The organism is Micromonospora thermarum, from assembly GCF_012034245.1.
Lineage (GTDB): Bacteria > Actinomycetota > Actinomycetes > Mycobacteriales > Micromonosporaceae > Micromonospora > Micromonospora thermarum.
Map to the genome: position 1 here is coordinate 129,624 of NZ_JAATEO010000007.1, position 16,145 is coordinate 145,768.

Annotated in this window: 17 protein-coding genes and 1 pseudogene; 10 read left to right on the forward strand and 8 right to left on the reverse strand. The window is 72.7% G+C overall.

Annotated elements, in window-relative coordinates; all coding sequences use genetic code 11:
• Positions 1-10: 10 nt before the first annotated feature.
• The 3 genes from HCJ94_RS08860 to HCJ94_RS08870 all read right to left on the reverse strand — a co-directional run bounded on the left by HCJ94_RS08860 (position 11) and on the right by HCJ94_RS08870 (position 3,011).
• Positions 11-847 carry a DUF1349 domain-containing protein gene (locus HCJ94_RS08860; RefSeq protein WP_168000476.1) on the reverse strand — a complete coding sequence of 279 codons (837 nt, stop codon included), beginning with the start codon at positions 845-847 and terminating at the stop codon, positions 11-13.
• Positions 848-930: 83 nt separating this feature from the next.
• Positions 931-1,467, reverse strand: coding sequence for a DUF1697 domain-containing protein (locus HCJ94_RS08865; RefSeq protein WP_168000477.1), 537 nt, complete (start codon positions 1,465-1,467; stop codon positions 931-933).
• Positions 1,468-1,577: 110 nt separating this feature from the next.
• Positions 1,578-3,011, reverse strand: coding sequence for an amino acid permease (locus HCJ94_RS08870; RefSeq protein ID WP_168000478.1), 1,434 nt, complete (start codon positions 3,009-3,011; stop codon positions 1,578-1,580).
• 126 nt (positions 3,012-3,137) lie between these two features.
• On the opposite strand from HCJ94_RS08870, the pseudogene HCJ94_RS08875 reads away from it, so the two are divergent.
• From HCJ94_RS08875 to HCJ94_RS08885, 3 genes and pseudogenes are all read left to right on the forward strand, one after another.
• Positions 3,138-3,353: pseudogene (locus HCJ94_RS08875) on the forward strand (response regulator transcription factor); the annotation flags it as partial.
• Between the two features lie 52 nt (positions 3,354-3,405).
• A complete protein-coding gene (locus HCJ94_RS08880) occupies positions 3,406-4,830 on the forward strand; it encodes an ATP-binding protein (RefSeq protein ID WP_309227200.1) in 1,425 nt (474 codons plus the stop codon).
• A gap of 88 nt (positions 4,831-4,918) precedes the next feature.
• Entirely contained in the window at positions 4,919-5,431 is a 513-nt protein-coding gene (locus HCJ94_RS08885) for a hypothetical protein (protein WP_168000479.1), read from the forward strand.
• Between the two features lie 97 nt (positions 5,432-5,528).
• Here the strand turns inward: HCJ94_RS08885 and HCJ94_RS08890 are convergent, their stop codons facing one another.
• Positions 5,529-6,305: a D-Ala-D-Ala carboxypeptidase family metallohydrolase gene (locus tag HCJ94_RS08890; RefSeq protein WP_168000480.1), complete on the reverse strand. Its 777-nt coding sequence runs from the start codon at positions 6,303-6,305 to the stop codon at positions 5,529-5,531.
• Positions 6,306-6,602: 297 nt separating this feature from the next.
• On the opposite strand from HCJ94_RS08890, the gene HCJ94_RS08895 reads away from it, so the two are divergent.
• Together HCJ94_RS08895 and HCJ94_RS08900 are read left to right on the forward strand one after the other, a co-directional pair.
• Positions 6,603-7,250, forward strand: a complete 648-nt coding sequence (locus HCJ94_RS08895; protein WP_168000481.1) for a DUF6642 family protein — start codon at positions 6,603-6,605, stop codon at positions 7,248-7,250.
• A gap of 96 nt (positions 7,251-7,346) precedes the next feature.
• Positions 7,347-7,808 carry a PPOX class F420-dependent oxidoreductase gene (locus HCJ94_RS08900; RefSeq protein WP_168000482.1) on the forward strand — a complete coding sequence of 154 codons (462 nt, stop codon included), beginning with the start codon at positions 7,347-7,349 and terminating at the stop codon, positions 7,806-7,808.
• Here HCJ94_RS08900 and HCJ94_RS08905 read toward each other — a convergent pair whose 3' ends face one another.
• Together HCJ94_RS08905 and HCJ94_RS08910 are read right to left on the reverse strand one after the other, a co-directional pair.
• Positions 7,809-8,450 carry an NAD(P)-dependent oxidoreductase gene (locus HCJ94_RS08905; RefSeq protein ID WP_168000483.1) on the reverse strand — a complete coding sequence of 214 codons (642 nt, stop codon included), beginning with the start codon at positions 8,448-8,450 and terminating at the stop codon, positions 7,809-7,811. It lies immediately after the preceding gene.
• Positions 8,451-8,505: 55 nt separating this feature from the next.
• Positions 8,506-9,738, reverse strand: a complete 1,233-nt coding sequence (locus HCJ94_RS08910; protein WP_168000484.1) for a serine hydrolase domain-containing protein — start codon at positions 9,736-9,738, stop codon at positions 8,506-8,508.
• Positions 9,739-9,819: 81 nt separating this feature from the next.
• Here HCJ94_RS08910 and HCJ94_RS08915 point away from each other — a divergent pair, with 81 nt between their 5' ends.
• From HCJ94_RS08915 to HCJ94_RS08925, 3 genes are all read left to right on the forward strand, one after another.
• Entirely contained in the window at positions 9,820-10,413 is a 594-nt protein-coding gene (locus HCJ94_RS08915; RefSeq protein ID WP_168000485.1) for a pentapeptide repeat-containing protein, read from the forward strand.
• Between the two features lie 207 nt (positions 10,414-10,620).
• Positions 10,621-11,568, forward strand: coding sequence for a hypothetical protein (locus HCJ94_RS08920; RefSeq protein WP_309227201.1), 948 nt, complete (start codon positions 10,621-10,623; stop codon positions 11,566-11,568).
• A gap of 73 nt (positions 11,569-11,641) precedes the next feature.
• The gene (locus HCJ94_RS08925; protein WP_168000487.1) at positions 11,642-11,989 is read left to right on the forward strand and encodes a DUF1330 domain-containing protein; all 348 of its coding nucleotides are present in this window, start codon (positions 11,642-11,644) and stop codon (positions 11,987-11,989) included.
• A gap of 95 nt (positions 11,990-12,084) precedes the next feature.
• Here HCJ94_RS08925 and dacB read toward each other — a convergent pair whose 3' ends face one another.
• Entirely contained in the window at positions 12,085-13,656 is a 1,572-nt protein-coding gene (gene dacB, locus HCJ94_RS08930; protein ID WP_168000488.1) for a D-alanyl-D-alanine carboxypeptidase/D-alanyl-D-alanine endopeptidase, read from the reverse strand.
• Between the two features lie 278 nt (positions 13,657-13,934).
• Between dacB and HCJ94_RS08935 the strand changes: the two genes are divergently transcribed.
• Complete coding sequence (locus tag HCJ94_RS08935; RefSeq protein ID WP_168000489.1) at positions 13,935-14,213, forward strand: adhesin; 279 nt, start codon at positions 13,935-13,937, stop codon at positions 14,211-14,213.
• 10 nt (positions 14,214-14,223) lie between these two features.
• Here HCJ94_RS08935 and HCJ94_RS08940 read toward each other — a convergent pair whose 3' ends face one another.
• Positions 14,224-15,321, reverse strand: a complete 1,098-nt coding sequence (locus HCJ94_RS08940) for a beta family protein (RefSeq protein WP_205800914.1) — start codon at positions 15,319-15,321, stop codon at positions 14,224-14,226.
• A 363-nt stretch (positions 15,322-15,684) separates the two neighbouring features.
• Here HCJ94_RS08940 and HCJ94_RS08945 point away from each other — a divergent pair, with 363 nt between their 5' ends.
• Positions 15,685-16,089 carry a cupin domain-containing protein gene (locus HCJ94_RS08945; protein ID WP_205800915.1) on the forward strand — a complete coding sequence of 135 codons (405 nt, stop codon included), beginning with the start codon at positions 15,685-15,687 and terminating at the stop codon, positions 16,087-16,089.
• The last annotated feature ends 56 nt before the right edge of the window (positions 16,090-16,145 follow it).

Consider the following 16,145-nt stretch of genomic DNA (forward strand, 5'->3'; position numbering starts at 1 on the left):
GCGCAACAATTCAGCCGGTCAGGTCGGCCGGCACCAGGTGCCGGACGAGGTCCTCGTCGGGCCGGTAGCCGCTCGCGCTGTGGATCCACTCGCCGGGGATGCCCGGCTTGTAGAAGCGCACCCAGTCCACATCCGCCTTCAGGTTCGGTGCGGGCTCGGACGACGTCCAACTGGTGTAGGCGTTCACGCCCCACTGGAGACGGGCGGGCAGGTCGGCGCGGTCGTAGCGGGCGCCCACCCGCCAGCTCTGGCCGGGCAGCCGGTAGAGGCTCACCACCGCGCCGCCGATCCGGGCGAGCGCCAGGTCCACCCAGCCGGCCGCTCCCGGCAGCAGCCCCAACCGGGACTGGCCGTTGCGCGTCGTCTTGACCTCCAACTGCGGCTGGCCGCCGACGCCGGTCCCGGTGGTGATGAACACCCAGTCGTTGCGGTCCGCGCCGGGCACCCGGAGCATCGGGCCCGCCAGCGAGTACGGCTTGCCCGGCACGTCGGAACCGCGGCCGGCGGCACGGACCCGCGTCACCATCAGCACGTCCCCGTCGCGCTCCTGGAACAGGTACGGGGCGCGCAACTGCTCGAACCACGCGCTGACCTTCGGCTCGACGTGCAGCGCTCCGGCCTGCGTACGCCCGACGTCGTGGGTCACCAGGTCGTTCCGGCCGCCCTCCACCTCGTGCAGCCAGCGCCAGCCGGCGAGACCGGGACCGTCGAACTCGGTGCCGTCCAGTTTGGCCGGTGCGCTGACGGCGGGTGGCGCGGCGGCCTGCGGCGCGGCGGCGGTGCTCGTCCCGCAGGCGCTGAGCAGCAGCGCCACGCAGGCGGCACCGGTGGCGAGTCGTGGCGACACGGAGGCTCCCTTCGTCGGTCGAGAAGGGAACGCCCTGGGCCGCCGGCGTGGTTCACCGCCGGCCGTCGCCCGTGGCCGAACCGTTACGCCGCCAGCTCCGCGAGCGTGCGCACCGACCGCCAGTTCCGGGTGGTCGCCACGACGCCGAGCTTCTTCTCCAGGTACGTGTTGGTGAACTTCGACCGGCCGTAGCCGCCGTCCGGGAAGTGCAGGAACGCCTCCCGCCCGGTGACCGTGAACGCCACGTTCTCGCCGCCCGGCACGGTGAGCCCGGCCACCGCCGAAGGCTCCGGCGCGGTGGCGAAGAAGGACACCAGCAGTCGGGTCGGGTCGTCCTCCCGGTCGGCGTACGGGTTGCCACCGGCCACCGCCGCCATCTCCCGGCCACTGCGGACCAGCACCGGCACGGTGAGCCTTAACTCGTCGGCGAGCGCCCGCTCGATGCCGCGAGCGAGGGCGTCGGCGTCGCGGACGCTGCTGCCGAAGACCACGTTGCCGCTCTGGAGGTGGGTCTTCACGTCCTCGTGGCCGAGGTCGGTGACGAGGCGGCGCAGATCCGCCATCGCGAGGCGGACGCCGCCGACGTTGACCCCGCGCAGCAGGCCCACCCAACGGGTCATCGGCACCGCCTCCCTCCGCTCGCGAGGCAGCCTAACGCCGGCCCCCGACAGCCACCCCCGCCCGCTGACGGCGCGGCCGGCGGCTGTGCCGGGTGCCCTGCCGCCGACGCCTACCTGCCCGGGCCGGACGACTCGTCCCGGCCGGCGAGCTTCGAACGGCGGTAGCCGTAGAAGGCGTAGATCAGGGCGCCGAGCACGAACCACACCGCGAACCGCAGCCACGTCTCCGGAGCCAGGAAGGTGATCAGCCAGACCGAGAAGATCGCACCCAGCGCCGGGACCACCGGCATGCCCGGGAGGCGGAAGGTGCGCGGGGCCTCCGGGTGGCGGTAGCGCAGCACGATCACCGCGATGCAGACCACCACGAAGGCGAGCAGGATGCCGATGTTGGTCAGCTCGGCGGCCTCCCGGATCGGCAGGAAGCCGGCGAGCAGCGCCGACCCGACGCCGACGATCCAGGTGACCCGGCTCGGTACCCGGCGTACCGGGTGCAGCTTGGCGAACCAGGCCGGCAGCAGGCCGTCCCGGCTCATCGAGAACCACACCCGGGTGACGCCGAGCATGAAGGTGAACATCACCGTCAGGATGCCGATGATCGCGCCGACCGCGATGATGCTGGCGAGCCCGGAGAGACCGACCGAGGCGAAGGCGGAGGAGAAGCCGCTCTCCGAGTCGATCTCGGTGTAGTTCTGCATGCCGGTCAGCACCAGGGTCGCCAGCACGTAGAGCACCATCGAGAGGGCGAGCGAGTAGATGATCGCCTTCGGTAGGTGGCGACGCGCGTCCCTCGACTCCTCGGCGGCGGTGCTCATCGCGTCGTACCCGAAGACGGCGAAGAAGACGGTGGCCGCGCCGGTGATCGCCCCGCCGACACCGAACGGGAAGAACGGCGAGTAGTTCTCGGTCTTGACGTAGAAGAAGCCGACCACGATGACCAGCAGCACGACCGCGACCTTGAGCCCGACGACGAACGTCTCGAACCGGGCGGCGGTCTTGATGCCCTGGTTGAGCAGGAACGCGATGAACAGGCAGAGGATCACCGCGAACAGGTCAATGACGTGACCGTCGCCGGTGCCCGGCGCGCCGAGCATCCAGGCGGGCAGTTCCAGACCCAGCTCGCCGACGAGGAACGCGAAGTAGCCGGAGATGCCGATCGCCACCACGGCGACGATGGCCGTGTACTCCAGCAGCAGGTCCCAGCCGATGAACCAGCCCACCGCCTCGCCGAGCACCGCGTACCCGTACGTGTACGCCGAGCCGGCCTTCGGGATCATCCCGGCGAACTCGGCGTACGACAGGGCGGCCGCGGCGCTCGCCAGGCCGGCGATCAGGAACGAGATCAGCACGGCCGGGCCGGCGGTCTCCCTCGCCACCGCACCGGCCAGGGCGAAGATGCCCGCGCCGATGATGCCGCCCACGCCGATGGCGGTGAGCTGCCAGAGGCCGAGTGACCGCGAGAGCTGCTCCTCGCTGGTGTCGGCGATCTCCTCGACCGGCTTGCGACGGAAGATGCCGCTGCCCGTGACGCGTCCCGCGGAGGTCATCGTCGTCCCCCTTCTCCGATCCCGTGGCGTGTACCAGATAGCGTGATCCGGGCGCAGGGTCACCGCAACGCTACCGTCCGGGACGGTTCGGCTCAGGAGAAGTCGCGTCCCTGCTCCGGCGCCGGCCGGGTTCGGGCGCGGCGGCAGCTCGCCACGCTCAGCGAGCGGGAGCGGGAGGTCGCGGTCGCCCTCGGCCGGGGCCGGAGCAACGCCGAGATCGCGGCGGAGCTGTTCATGAGCGTGGCGACGGTCAAGGCGTACGTGTCGCGGCTGCTGGTGAAGCTGGACCTCAACAACCGGGTCCAGGTGGCCCTCCTGGTCCACGACGCCGGCCTCGTCTAGGAAGTCTCTCACCGCTGATACTCTCATCCCTGAGAGTGTCGGAGGTGGGAGCGTGGACGGTTTCGTCGGGCGGATGCGGGAACTGGCGATCCTCGACGGCATGCTGGGTCGCGTCGCCAAGGGCGGCCGGGCCGGACGCCCCGGGCGGGCCCTCCTGATGCGGGGTCGCCGGCGAGTGGGGAAGTCCCGACTCGTCGAGGAGTTCGTCGAGCGGGCCGATGTCCCCCACCTCTTCTTCACCGCGTCCGCCCAGCCGACGGCGGCGGCCGACATCGCGCTCTTCGTCGAGGCGGCGGCCACGTCCTCACTGCCCGGGGCGGAGCTCTTCCCCGGGCAGCGGCCCGGCACGTGGGACGCCGCTCTCACTCTGCTCGCCTCGGCCCTTCCCCACGACCGGCCGAGCGTGGTGGTGCTCGATGAGATGCCGTACCTCATCGCCACCGACCCGGGCTTCGAGGGCACCCTGCAGAAGGTCTTCGACCGGGAGTTGTCGCGGCGTCCCGTCCTGTTGATCTGCGTCGGCTCCGACCTGGCGATGATGGAGGCGCTGAACGACTACGGCCGGCCCTTCCACCAACGGGCGACCGAGATGGTCGTACCGCCGCTCAGTCCGGCGGACGTGGCTGAGATGCTCGGGCTGTCGGCCGCCGAGGCGATCGACGCCTACCTCGTGACCGGCGGCCTGCCGCTGATCCTGGACGAGTGGCCGTCCGGTGCGTCGTTGTCGGAGTATCTCGCCGACGCCGTGACCGACCCGACGTCCGCACTCCTGGTCAGTGGGGAGCGGGCTCTGGCGGCGGAGTTCCCGCCACAGTCCCAACCCAGCCTGGTGCTTCGGGCGATCGGCTCCGGCGAGCGCACGTTCTCGCTGATCGCCCGCGCCGCCGGAGGTGTTCCCCAGGCATCCCTCGCCCGGGCGATCCGCCTGCTCACCGACAAGCGCATCGTGGAGGCGGCGGTGCCTCTGTCCACGCGGCCCTCCCGTGAGACGCGGTACAGCGTGGCGGATCCGTACCTGCGGTACTGGCTGTCGTTCCTCGGGCCGTACCTGCCGGAGATCGAACGAGGGCGCGGTGACCTGACCCTCGCCCGGATATCCGCGTCGTGGACATCCTGGCGGGGGCGCGCGGTGGAGTCGGTGGTGCGGGAGGCGCTGCGCCGGCTGCCGGCCGGACACCTGCCGGACGGCACCGACGTCGTCGGCGGCTACTGGACCCGGACGAACGACCCGGAGATCGACCTGGTGGGCGCCGACCGCGAGCCGGTCGCTCGGCGGATCACCTTCGTCGGCTCGATCAAGTGGCAGGAGAATCGTCCGTTCGACGTGCACGACCTGGGGCGCCTCCTCGTGCACCGGTCCCGGCTGCCCGGGGCGGACGAGGAGGTGCCGATGGTGGCGGTGTCCAGGAGTGGGGTGACCGTCGACGGGCTGCACCCGGTGTCACCGGAGGACCTGCTGGCCGCGTACCGGGATTGAACCTTCCGGGGACGCGCGACGTACTCCCCGCCGAGGATGTGGCGCGGCGGGTCAGCCGCGCCGCTACCGGAGCTGCGGGAGGCCTACCGTGCGAGTTGGTGAGCAGTCGACGGATCCCATCGATCAGGTACTGGGCGAGGTGCCGGTCCCGGTGCCGCTGACCCCCGAGGACGTCCGGCTCGCGGTCCGGGCGGTGGTCGTGCACGCGGCGGAGGAGTGGCCGTCGGGGCCGCTGTGCCGCAACGACGGCGCGACCTATCCGTGCCGGTTGCACCGCTGGGGCCGGCGGGTGCTGTTGACACACGGCCTCAACGAGCGGCAGGTCGACGCGCTGGTGCGGCACGGCAACCCGTTCGTGCACGTGCCGTTCCCGTTCACCGTGAACGGGCCCGCGCCGGCGCGTACGCCGACGTCGGTGCCGGCGCGCCACGGAGCCGCGCCACCCCGGACACCGGCCGCCGCGCCGGCACCTCCCGCGTACCCGGTGCGTGGCCAGGCGGCCGCCCGGGTGGTCACGCCCGGCGCGCGGCCCGCGGTCCGACCTGCCGGCCACGGCCGAACGACCCCGGCGGCCACGCCGCGCTGGCCCCGGGCGAGCTGAGCGGAGGTACGCCCGCGAGGCTCGGGGCGCACGACGTCGGCCCGGTCGGGGGGATTTCCCCACCCCTGACCGGGCCGGCGTCGTCGTGGTGCGGTCGTCAGCGGACCCCGCAGTCCGGGGCCGACCAGGTGGTGGTGTTGGCGGTGTCGTCCCGGTTGTTCTCGCGCCGCGAGTCCACGTGCACGTGGTCACCGTGGTCCGGCGTGCCGGGGCCGATGATGCCGCTGAAGCCGCGGTTGCGGGCGTCGCGGGCCACGTCGCACAGCGACCCGCTGCTGGGTACCACGTCGGCGGCGTTGCCGTAGAGGTGCTGGCTGTCCCGCGCCCCGCCGACCTGGTCGTTGCACGCCCGGCTGCGGAAGCCACTGGTGACGTAGAGCGGCTTGTCGCCGAGGCTGTGGCGCATCGCCTCCAGCTTCCACATCGTCCGCAGCGCGTTCTGCCGCGTCTCCGCCGGGGAGAGCGGGCCGCCGGTCCAGCCACCCGGGCCGCAGCCGTCGTCCATCTCGCTCCAGCTGAAGTGGCGTGGCGTGCAGTCGTTGTCCTGCAGCTCGTAGAGCTTGGCGTAGGTCTGCGGCCCGGCCACACCGTCGGCCCGCAGCCCGTACGCGGACTGGAACCGCCGGACCGCCGCGGCGGTCTTCGGGCCGTACCGGCCGTCGAGTTCCACGATGTCGCGGTTGCCGGCCCAGCCGGCGACGCGGAGCTGCAGCTGGCGGACGTCGTCGCCGGAACGCCCCTGGTAGAGGTTGCGTGTCCAGGTGTAGCAGCCGTCCGCGTGGGCGGCTGGTGCGGCGACCACGGTGGCGATCGCGGCCCCGGGCAGCGCCAGGGCGACGGCGACCACGGCCCGTTTCAGGGTCTTCATGCGCACAGAAGTCCTCCCGGTAGGAGAGCGAATGGAGTGGGACAGTCGACCGGGACGTCCCGTGATTTCCACCCTGACACTGATCTGACGGTTAGGCGGGGATAAACGAGAATTGTCCTCGGATTCTGCCTTGCTGAGTCTTCCCTGGGAATTGCGGTGATTTGCGAATCGCCCATTCCGCACCGAGCCGCACAGAAGAGCGGGAACGGCACCGAACGTCATGTCCCGCCACACCCTGGGTGATGTTTCCGCCGTACCGGGAGCCGGTAACGTCAGCGTCGCCGGGTGAGGGGAGGTGGACCCGTGGCGCGTGGCGGGGTCTTCTGCATCGAGGGTCAGTGGCACCGCGACCTCAACGAGCGCGGCTCCGTCCTCCCCACCCTGGAGCTGCTGGAGCGCCTCGGGAAGATCCGGTTCATCCACAAGGACGCGGCGACGAGGGACGAGCTGTTCTACTTCGTCGACCGCTGGCTGCTCAAGCAGTACGCCGACTACCGGGTGGGGTTCTTCGCCATGCACGGCGAACCGAGCCGGCTCTGCCTCACCGACTGGGAATCGGTGGCTCTCGCCGACGTGGCCGACTTGATGGCCGGCCGGTGCGAGGGCCGGCGGCTCTATTTCGGCAGCTGTTCGGTGCTGCGCGCCTCCGACGCCGTGCTCCGCGACTTCCTGGAAACCACCGGAGCGGCGCTGATCTGCGGTTTCACCCGGGAAGTCGACTGGGTGGAATCGGCCGCCTTCGAAACCGTGCTCCTCGACGTACTCGCCAACGGGCAGCGGCACAACGCCGCCGAACTGCGGATGGGCTCGGCCCACTGGGCACCGCTCGCCTCGTACCTCGGCTTCCGGGTGATCTACGCCAACGGCCGTGCGTGGCGGCCGCCGGTCCGGCCCCGGGTCCCCGCCCAGCCCGCCGCCGCGTCCCGCGTCGCCGCCCCGCGCGAGGCTTGATCAACGCGGGGCGCGGGACGTCGGGGTGTCGGCCATGTCGGGCACCCCCACGTCCCGCCTCCCTTGTCGGGCACCGAGCCCTGGTAGAAACGAGCGGTGGCAAGCATCGCGACGAACACCCGGGTCGACCGCGCCGAGCTGATCGAGTTCCTCCGCCCCCGGCACAGGGTCGTCCTCATGACCACCCGCGCCGACGGGCGACCCCAGTCGTCGCCGGTCTCCGCCGGCGTTGACGCGGAGGGGCGCCTGGTCGTCTCGACCTACCCCGAGCGGGCCAAGGTCACCAACATCCGCCGCGACCCCCGGGTCTCCGCGTGCGTGCTCTCCGACGACTGGAACGGTCCGTGGGTGCAGATCGACGGCACCGCCGAGGTGCTGGACCTGCCGGAGGCCCTGGAGCCGCTGGTCGAGTACTACCGCAGCATCTCCGGTGAGCACCCGGACTGGGCCGAGTACCGGGCGGCGATGGTGCGCCAGGGCAAGTCGCTGATCCGGGTCACGATCGACTCGTGGGGTCCGATCGCCACCGGCGGCTTCCCCGCCCGCCTCGCCGACTGATCAGTATGCGGCGGTGAAGCGGGTGTTCTCGTGGCGCGGGTTCTCGATCTCGTCCACGATCACCACCGCCATGTCCTGGTAGCTGAGCACCGAGCGGCCCTCGTGGTCGGTGACCGGGTGGTCGTCGCCGGTGCGGTACCGCCCGGTCCGCTCGCCCGGGTGGAACTCCAGCGGCGGCGGGGAGACGTAGGTCCAGCTCACCCCGTCGGCTGAGGAACGGTAGAAGTCCAGGGCCTCGGCCTGGCCGATCGCCGAGTCGCGGTACTCCTCGGGGAAGTCCGGCTCGTCGAGGATCCGGGTCCCCTTCGGGGTGAGCAGGGTGGCGCCGCCGCCCAGGTGGATGATCCGGGGCGTGGCCGGCATGTCGCGCAGCGTGCCGACCAGGGTCCGGGCCGCGTTGAGCCAGAGCCCGCGCTGGTCACCGCCGATCGCGACCACCAGCGCGTCCGCCTCCGGCGCCAGCTCCCGTACGCTGCGCTCGCTGGTCGCGTCCCCGGTGACGACCTGCACACCCGCCGGCAGGTACGACGTGGCCTCCGGCCGGCGTACCGCGGCGGTGACCCGGTGCCCCCGGTTGAACGCCTCGGTGGTGATCCGGGAGCCCGCGGTCCCGCCCGCCCCGAACACGACGATGTTGCTCACGCCACCAGGCTATGGACGGGGAGCCCCCGCCGCCCGGGGAACGCCCATCCCGCGCTCAGTCGATCAGGGCCGAGTAGACCAGTTGGCGCAGCTGCGGCCGGATCGGCCAGGTGCTCGACGGGAGCAGCTGGGTGAAGAACAGCGCGGTGACCTCCTCGGCCGGGTCGACCCAGAAGGCCGTGCTCGCCACCCCGCCCCAGTAGTACTCGCCGACGCTGCTCGGCACCCGGGACGGGATCGGGTCGTTCACGACGGCGAACCCGAGGCCGAAGCCGACGCCCTCCAGCGTGGTCTCGGCGAAGCCTCCGGTGGACAGCGTCTCCAGGTCCTGCCCACCGGGCAGGTGGTTACGGGTCATGAACCGCACCGTGCGCGGCCCGAGCAGGCGTACGCCGTCCACCTCGCCGCCGCGCAGCAGCATCTGCGTGAAGCGGTGGTAGTCGGCCGCGCTGGAGATCAGCCCACCGCCGCCGGAGAGCAGGGTCGGCTTCTCGTACGCCAGGGCGCCGAGCTTGTCGTAGCGGAACGCGCGGCCGGTGCGCGGATCCGGCGCGTACAGCGCGGCCAGCCGCGGGGCCGGGTCGCCCTCCACCCACCAGTGCGTGTCGGTCATGCCCAGCGGGCGGAAGATCCGGTCGGCGAAGAACGCGTCCAGGCTCTGCCCGGAGATCACCTCGACCAGCCGGCCGAGCACGTCGGTGGCGACCGAGTAGCCCCACGCGGTGCCGGGCTGGAAGAGCAGCGGCAGCTCGCCGAAGGCCGCGCAGGCGGTGGCCAGGTCGACGTCGGCCGGCGGGTACAGGTCGTACCCGGCGGCCCGGTAGAGACCGTCGACCACCGAGGTCTGCATGAAGCCGTACGTCAGGCCGGCGGTGTGGGTGAGCAGGTGCCAGACCCGGATCGGCTCGACGGCGGGCACCGTGTACGGCTTGAGGGTCGACCCCTTCGAGTAGACCCGGACGTCGGCGAACTCCGGCAGCCAGCGGCTGATCGGGTCGGTCAGCTCGAACCGGCCCTCCTCCCAGAGCAGCATCGCGGCGACGGAGGTGACGGGCTTGGTCATCGAGTAGATGCGCCAGAGCGTGTCCGCCTCCACCGGCAGCCGTGCCTCGGCGTCGCGCAGCCCGTACGCCGAGGAGTGCGCCACCTCGCCGCGGCGGGTCACCACCACCTGGAAGCCGGCGAGCCGCCCGTCGTCGACGTACCTGCCGAAGTGCTCGTCGATCCGCGCCAGGCGGGCGGGGTCGAAGCCGATCTGGTCCGGGTCGATGCTGCGTGCCACGCTCACACCGGCGAAACTACCGGTGGTAGGCCGCGGCCGGAAGAGCGGCCGGCCACACATGTCGGAGCCGGTCAGTAGCCTGGGCCGATGCCGGAGTTGACCGAGGGGACCACCTTCCGCGACGAGGACTGGTACGGCGAGGAGATCACCGACCGGCACTTCGTCGGCTGCGAGTTCCACCGGGTGGACCTGACCGAGGCGCTCACCCGGGGCGCGGCCTTCACCGGGTGCACGTTCGGCAACGTCCGCTTCAACGCCTCCCGGCACGTCGACTCGGCCTTCACCCGGTGCGTGTTCCGCCGCTGCAACCTCTTCGAGGCCGAGTTCACCGGCTGCAAGCTGGTCGGCAGCACCTTCGCCGAGTGCGACCTGCGACCGCTGACCGTCGACGGCGGGGACTGGTCGTTCGTCGCGCTCCCCGGCGCCGACCTGCGCGGCGTGCGGTTCACCGGCGTACGCATGCGGGAGGCCGACCTGACCGCGGCCGACCTGACCGGCGCGACCGTGACCGGGGTCGACCTGTCCGGCGCGACCCTGCACCGCACCCGCCTGACCCGCGCCGACCTGCGCGGCAGCGACCTGACCGCGCTCGACCCCACGCAGGTCGAGCGGGCGGGAGCCGTCATCGACGCCGAGCAGGCGGTGGTGATCGTGCAGACACTCGGCTTCCACCTCGGCTGACCATGATCCAGAGACGGCCGTGACTACCCCCTGGCCATCGGGCGTAGGCGGCGCTGGGAACGCTACCGGCGGGTAACGAAGTGGGCACACCGAACGGACGCGGACTGGCGGAAAGTCCGATCTGATGCAAACGTGAAACGGCTCAAGCGGCGTAACGTTTACGCCGCTTCGGGCGCTGCGTGCGGAACGGTGGGGAGTGGAGGGTCGGTGCCGGAGGAGGACCTCACGCCGCCGGGCACCCGTGGGCCCCGGCACGGCCGGCATCCGGGCGACCGGCCACGTGCCCGGCACCGGTCGTCGACCGCCGCGGAGCGGGCCCGCAGCGCCCTTCGCCGGCTGGCCCGGGCCCGGGCCCGGCAGCGCCGGCGCTGGGCGGTCGCGGTCGTCACCGCGCCCGCGTGCCTGGCCGCCCTGCTGGCCTACGTGAACTGGGGCTCCACGCCGGCGCCCGAGGAGCCCCCGGTCGCGGGCAGCGTGCCGGCCGGGGTCGGCCGGCCGAGCGCTCCCCCCGGTGCGCAGCCGAGCGCCGGTCCGGCGTCGCCCGGCCTGCGCCCCCGGCAGCGGCCGCCGAGCCCGTCGCCCACACCGACGACGTCGCCACCCGCGCCGCCACCGGTGCTCACCCTCACGCGGAACGACGTGCCGGCGGAGGTGGACCTGACGGCCGTGGGCACCCGGGACTGGGTCCACTGGGGACTGCTCGGCGACGGCTCGACGGTGCGCAAGCGCGATGGCTCCGGCGAGATCCGCGACGACGGCGGCAGCGGCCGCCGGGGTTCCTGGGACGGCAACCAGGAGACCTTCCGGTGGCGGGACGGCGCGCCGGTGGAGTCGACCGACGGCACTCCGCACGGGGTCTTCACCTGCGGCGCCGGCCGCGGCTTCGCCCTCGCCGCGGCCGGGAGCGGCCAACCGCGGACGCTCCACGTGTACGCCGGGACCTGGATGGCCCGGGGCCGTCTCGACGCCCGGCTCTCCAGCGGCGGCCCGACCCGCACGCTGCGCATGGAGGACCCGCACACCAGCCGGTCCGCCGAGTTCGTCGTGCGCTTCCAGGCCCCGGAGGGAGCGCGGCTCGTGGTGACCTGGACCGCCGAGCACGCCTTCACCGACGACTGCGCCGGCGTGAGCCTCCAGGCGGCGGCACTGCGGTGATCGCGGGCCGGAGTAGCGTGGTTCCGCCGACCGTGCTGGAACGGATCGACCATCGCGCACCCAGGGGAGGGCCATGACCGCGTTCGCCGTCGCACACCTGCGTACCCCGACCTTCGACCATGAGGACATCCACCGCTACCTGGAACGGATCCAGGCCACTCTGGACCCGTTCGGCGGGCGGTTCCGGGTGCACGGCCCGCAGGTCGAGGTGATCGAGGGGGAGTGGCCGGGCACGATCGTCATCATCGAATTCCCGGACCGGGAATCGGTCCGCTCCTGGTACGACTCCCCGGCGTACCGGGAGATCCTGCCGCTGCGGACCCGGCACATCGAGGGGTCCGCGATCATCGTGGACGGGGTGCCGGCCGACTACGATCCGGCGCGCACCGCCGCGTACCTCCGCGCCCAAGCGGCGAGCTGAGTGGACAGCGGGGCCCCCGGCACGACGTCCGACGTCGTACCGGGGGCCCGGAACGAACGGGCCTCCGCCGGAGCCCCCCGCCCGCTCGTCCGTTCTCAGCAGGCGATGGGTTTCACCCAGGAGCACTCGCGGTCCTCCGGAGCGGCCGGCGGTTCGGTCACGGTCCGCGCGGCGGTCGCGCCCCTCTCCGTGTACGACGCCAGCGCGACGGCGATCTGGTCCTCCAGCCCCTTCACCGACGAGGCGAGGTAGTTGTTCAGCAGGATGGAGAAGGCCAGCAGCCGGCCGTCGGCGTCGGTGACGTAGCCGGACAGGCCGGAGACGCCGGTGAGGCTGCCGGTCTTGGCGTGCACGTTGCCCGCCGCCGGCGTTCCCCGCATCCGGCTGCGCAGCGTCCCGCCCACGAAGCGCTCTGCCTCGCCGGCCACCGGCAGGGCCGCGTACCAGGCGGGGAACCAGGTCTCGGCGCGGACGGCGGTGAGCAGGTCGACGAACTCGGTCGCCGGGACCAGGTTGCGCCGGGAGAGCCCGGAGCCGTCCCGCTGGCGGAAGGTCGTCGGGTCCATGCCGGCGCCGGCCACGTACCCGTTGATCGCGGCGATCCCGGCCGACCAGGTGCCGGACCCGGCGAGCACCCGGCCGATCTCCTTGGTGAGGACCTCGGCGTGCCCGTTGTTGGAGAGCTTCAGGAACGGCACCATCAGCTCCGCCAGGGTCATCGATTCGTGCCGGGCCACCTCGACCGCCCCGACGGGCGTGGGCCGGCCGAGGACCGTGCGGCCCAGCACCCGTACGCCGTGCTCGCGCAGCGCCGAACGGAAGACGTCGGCCGCGTACCCGGTGGGCTCCCAGACCGTGACCCAGTCGCTTTCCGGCGCGTCCCCGACGGCGATCTGGCCGGTGACCACGACGGTGTTGCCGCCGTGTACGCGCTCGAAGGAGATCGACGTGTCGCCGTCGGCGACGGTCGTGGCCCGGTTGTCGATGCGGAGGTACCCGGTGGCCGGCGTCGTGGTGACCACCGGCCGGCCGCCGGGGGTGGCGGCCGGGGCGGCGTGGACGATGACGGTGCCCGCGTCGTAGTCGGTGTCCGGCGCGACGGTCAGCGCGGACACCTGTGCCGCGTAGTAGTACGGCTCGTCGTCCCACGTCCAGTCCGGACCGAGCCGGGTGTCGTCGTAGCGGGTGTCGTCGGCGACCAGGTTCCCGGTCACCACCCGGATGCCGGACGCGGCCACCTTCGCGGCCAGCGCGTCGTAGTCCGCCGCGAGCATCGTCGGGTCGCCCCCGCCGCGCAGGTGGAGGTCGCCGGCGACGACCGTGCCGCGGCGCGGTCCGCCCGCGAGCACGCCGGTGTGGAAACGGTGGTCGGGGCCCAGCAGTTCCAGGGCGGCGGCCGAGGTCAGCAGCTTGGTGTTGGACGCCGGGACGAGGCGGCGGTCGCCGTTGCGGTGGTAGACGGTCTCGCCGCTGGCGGCGTCCTTGACCACGACGGAGGCTTGGGCGCCGGCGAGGCGGGAGTCGGCGAGGATCGCGTCGATCGTGGCGTCGAGCCGGGTCGCGGCGGGGGTCGGCGACTCGGCCGTCGCGGTGGGCGCGCCGGCGGTGGCCGCGGCGGCGACGACGGCCACCAGCGCGAGCGTCCGGGGAAAGAGACGACGATGCATGCGGTGATGCTGCCACGGAGATATCTACCAGGAAAGAGCGCAGAGCGAAGAAAATCTTCGCCGCTTACCACGGTCCGGGTCGGCGGCCGGCCCGTTTGCCGGATTTCACCCGATCGGGTACGGGCCGGCGGCCGGGTTGACGGACGCGCGGGTAGCGGGCACCGTAGGCCCTGAGGGGCCCTGTCGTGGGCCCCGAGCCGCGACGGGCGACGTCCCTGTCGCCCCGGCCCGCCGTCGGCGGCCGGTCGCGTATCCCAGGAATCACGAGGAGTTCCGCCATGCTCACCATGACCGACAACGCCGTTCTGGTGATCCGAGACCTCGCCAACCAGGAGGACGTCGCGGAGGACGGCGGCGTCCGGATCGCCGCCGACCCGGAGGCGGGCTCGCTCACCGTCGAGCTGGTCGAGCGGCCCGTCGACGGCGACCATGTGGTCGACAACCAGGGCGCGCGCATCTTCCTGGACGAGGACGCGGCCGAACTGCTCGGGGACGCCTCCGTGGACGCCACCGTCGACGACGAGGGAATCGTGCAGTTCGGCTTCACCGAGAAGTAGTGAACCCGGGTCAGCCCGCCCGTCGGGCGGTTCCGCCGCGGTTCGGCCGGGCGGGCCGGCCGGCGAGCGACTGACCGGGCCGCCACGGCTCGGGCCGGGCCTCCCGTACCGGCCCGCGCAGCGTCGACAGCACGTGGGCCAGGTGGTGCGAGGTGCACCACGCCGCCCAGGTGGTGGTCGAGCCCGCGCCGCCGATCCGGCGTGCCCGCCGCAGGATCTCGTGGTCGCCCCAGGAGTAGGCGGCGCCCGCCGGGGGCCAGTGCGGCGCCGCGACGAGGGTGCGGCACAGGTCCGCGAAGCGGTCGTCACCGCGCCCGCCCCGACGGGACCAGCGGTAGATCCACCATGCCCGGTCGGCCGTGTACCGCATGGTGGGCAGCCGGTCGCCCGGCTGCTCGGCGCCCCGTGCCGCCGGGCTGACGCCGTAGTCGCCGTAGCCGACACCGAGGTCCGCCAGGTCCTGCCACAGCAGCCAGTCCCACCGGTCGACGCGGACCGGCTCGTCCGTGGGCAGGCGGGACAGGGTGGGCGGCATCCCGCCCGCCGCCACCGTGACCGAGCGCCAGGCGTGCCGGCGTGCCCAGTCCAGCAGCCGGCGGACGCGGGGTTCGACCATCCGCACGTCGGCCCGGCAGCACACGTCCGCCGTGTCGACCAGCAGGTCGCACTGCTCCGGGTCCAACCGGGTCCACCGCCAGATCCGCTCCACCGCCGCGGTGGCCGCGTCCGGGCCGGCCCGGTCCGTGCCGATGCGCAACCGGATCAGTGCCCGCTGGGCGTGGGCCCGGGCCGCGGCGCCGTGCGCGACGAGCCGCCGCTCGCTGTCCGTGAGCCCGATCACCGGCACCAGCGGTACGCCCCAACGCGCCAGGTCCGCCTCCGGCGCGTCGGGCAGGGCGGAGACGTCGACCGCGGGGAGCAGCTGCGCCGGCAGTCGACCGAGGACGTCCACGGTGAAGGAGTCCAGGGGGGACACGTCGATGACCGGAGCGAGCAGTGGCGCCAGGCTCGGGTCGAGGTGGCTGAGTGCCTCCAGCTCACCACGCCGGTTGGCAAGGATGGGGCGGTAGACCGGTTCCGCCTCCCGGCCCCCGTGGGCGGGCACCATACTTCAGCCTAGCCGCGGCATTCGCGACCGTCGCCGCATTCCCCGACCCCCGGTTCGCTCCGCCGCAGGTCAGGGCAGTTTTCGATGGCTTCACTGTCCATGATCGGACACTTCCAGCGTGGTTGCCTTGCCGAGGGCCGCAGACGAGCGCACGGCGCCGCCCGACTCCTGGTCGGAACGTCGCCGCGCTCTGGCCGTCTCCCACCACCGCAGCCGTACGGCGGTACGCCAGCGGGGACCTGGCTCGACCGGACACGTGGACCGGTCGTTGTGTCGATCCCCGTCCAACCGGGATCCAAACCTCGACGGCGTGGGGAATTCCACCATCTGAGAGTCCCGGCGTGGCGCACGGCCGTAGCGGGTATGGGGCGCGGCATGGAGCATTTCACGATCGCGACGGTCGCCGAGAAGAGCCCGGACTTCCGGCGGGTGCTGTGGACCGGGCAGCACAGCCAGCTGGTCATCATGACGATCCCGCCGGGCGGTGAGATCGGCGAGGAGGTCCACGAGGACGTCGACCAGATCCTCACCTTCGTCAGCGGCACCGGTGAGGCGCGGGTGGCGGGGGAGAAGCGCGAGATCGCCCAGGGCGACCTGGTGGTGGTGCCGGCCGGCACGAAGCACAACTTCGTCAACACCGGCCCCAACCCGCTGGTGCTCTACACCGTCTACGGCCCGCCCGAGCACGCCGACCAGGTGGTGCACCGCACCAAGGAGGAGGCGGACGCGGCCGAGGCGGCCGGCGAGGACGAGCCCCCCACCTCCTGACCCGGCGGACCGTCGGGGCCGCCCCACCTGTCTGACCCCGGTGGATCGGGGTACCC

Coding starts and splice junctions, on each gene's coding strand:
- HCJ94_RS08865 (WP_168000477.1), bottom strand. CDS start 1,467: ATGACCCGTTGGGTGGGCCTGCTGCGCGGGGTCAACGTCGGCGGCGTC.
- HCJ94_RS08870 (WP_168000478.1), bottom strand. CDS start 3,011: ATGACCTCCGCGGGACGCGTCACGGGCAGCGGCATCTTCCGTCGCAAG.
- HCJ94_RS08915 (WP_168000485.1), top strand. CDS start 9,820: ATGCCGGAGTTGACCGAGGGGACCACCTTCCGCGACGAGGACTGGTAC.
- HCJ94_RS08925 (WP_168000487.1), top strand. CDS start 11,642: ATGACCGCGTTCGCCGTCGCACACCTGCGTACCCCGACCTTCGACCAT.
- dacB (WP_168000488.1), bottom strand. CDS start 13,656: ATGCATCGTCGTCTCTTTCCCCGGACGCTCGCGCTGGTGGCCGTCGTC.
- HCJ94_RS08935 (WP_168000489.1), top strand. CDS start 13,935: ATGCTCACCATGACCGACAACGCCGTTCTGGTGATCCGAGACCTCGCC.
- HCJ94_RS08940 (WP_205800914.1), bottom strand. CDS start 15,321: ATGGTGCCCGCCCACGGGGGCCGGGAGGCGGAACCGGTCTACCGCCCC.
- HCJ94_RS08945 (WP_205800915.1), top strand. CDS start 15,685: ATGGGGCGCGGCATGGAGCATTTCACGATCGCGACGGTCGCCGAGAAG.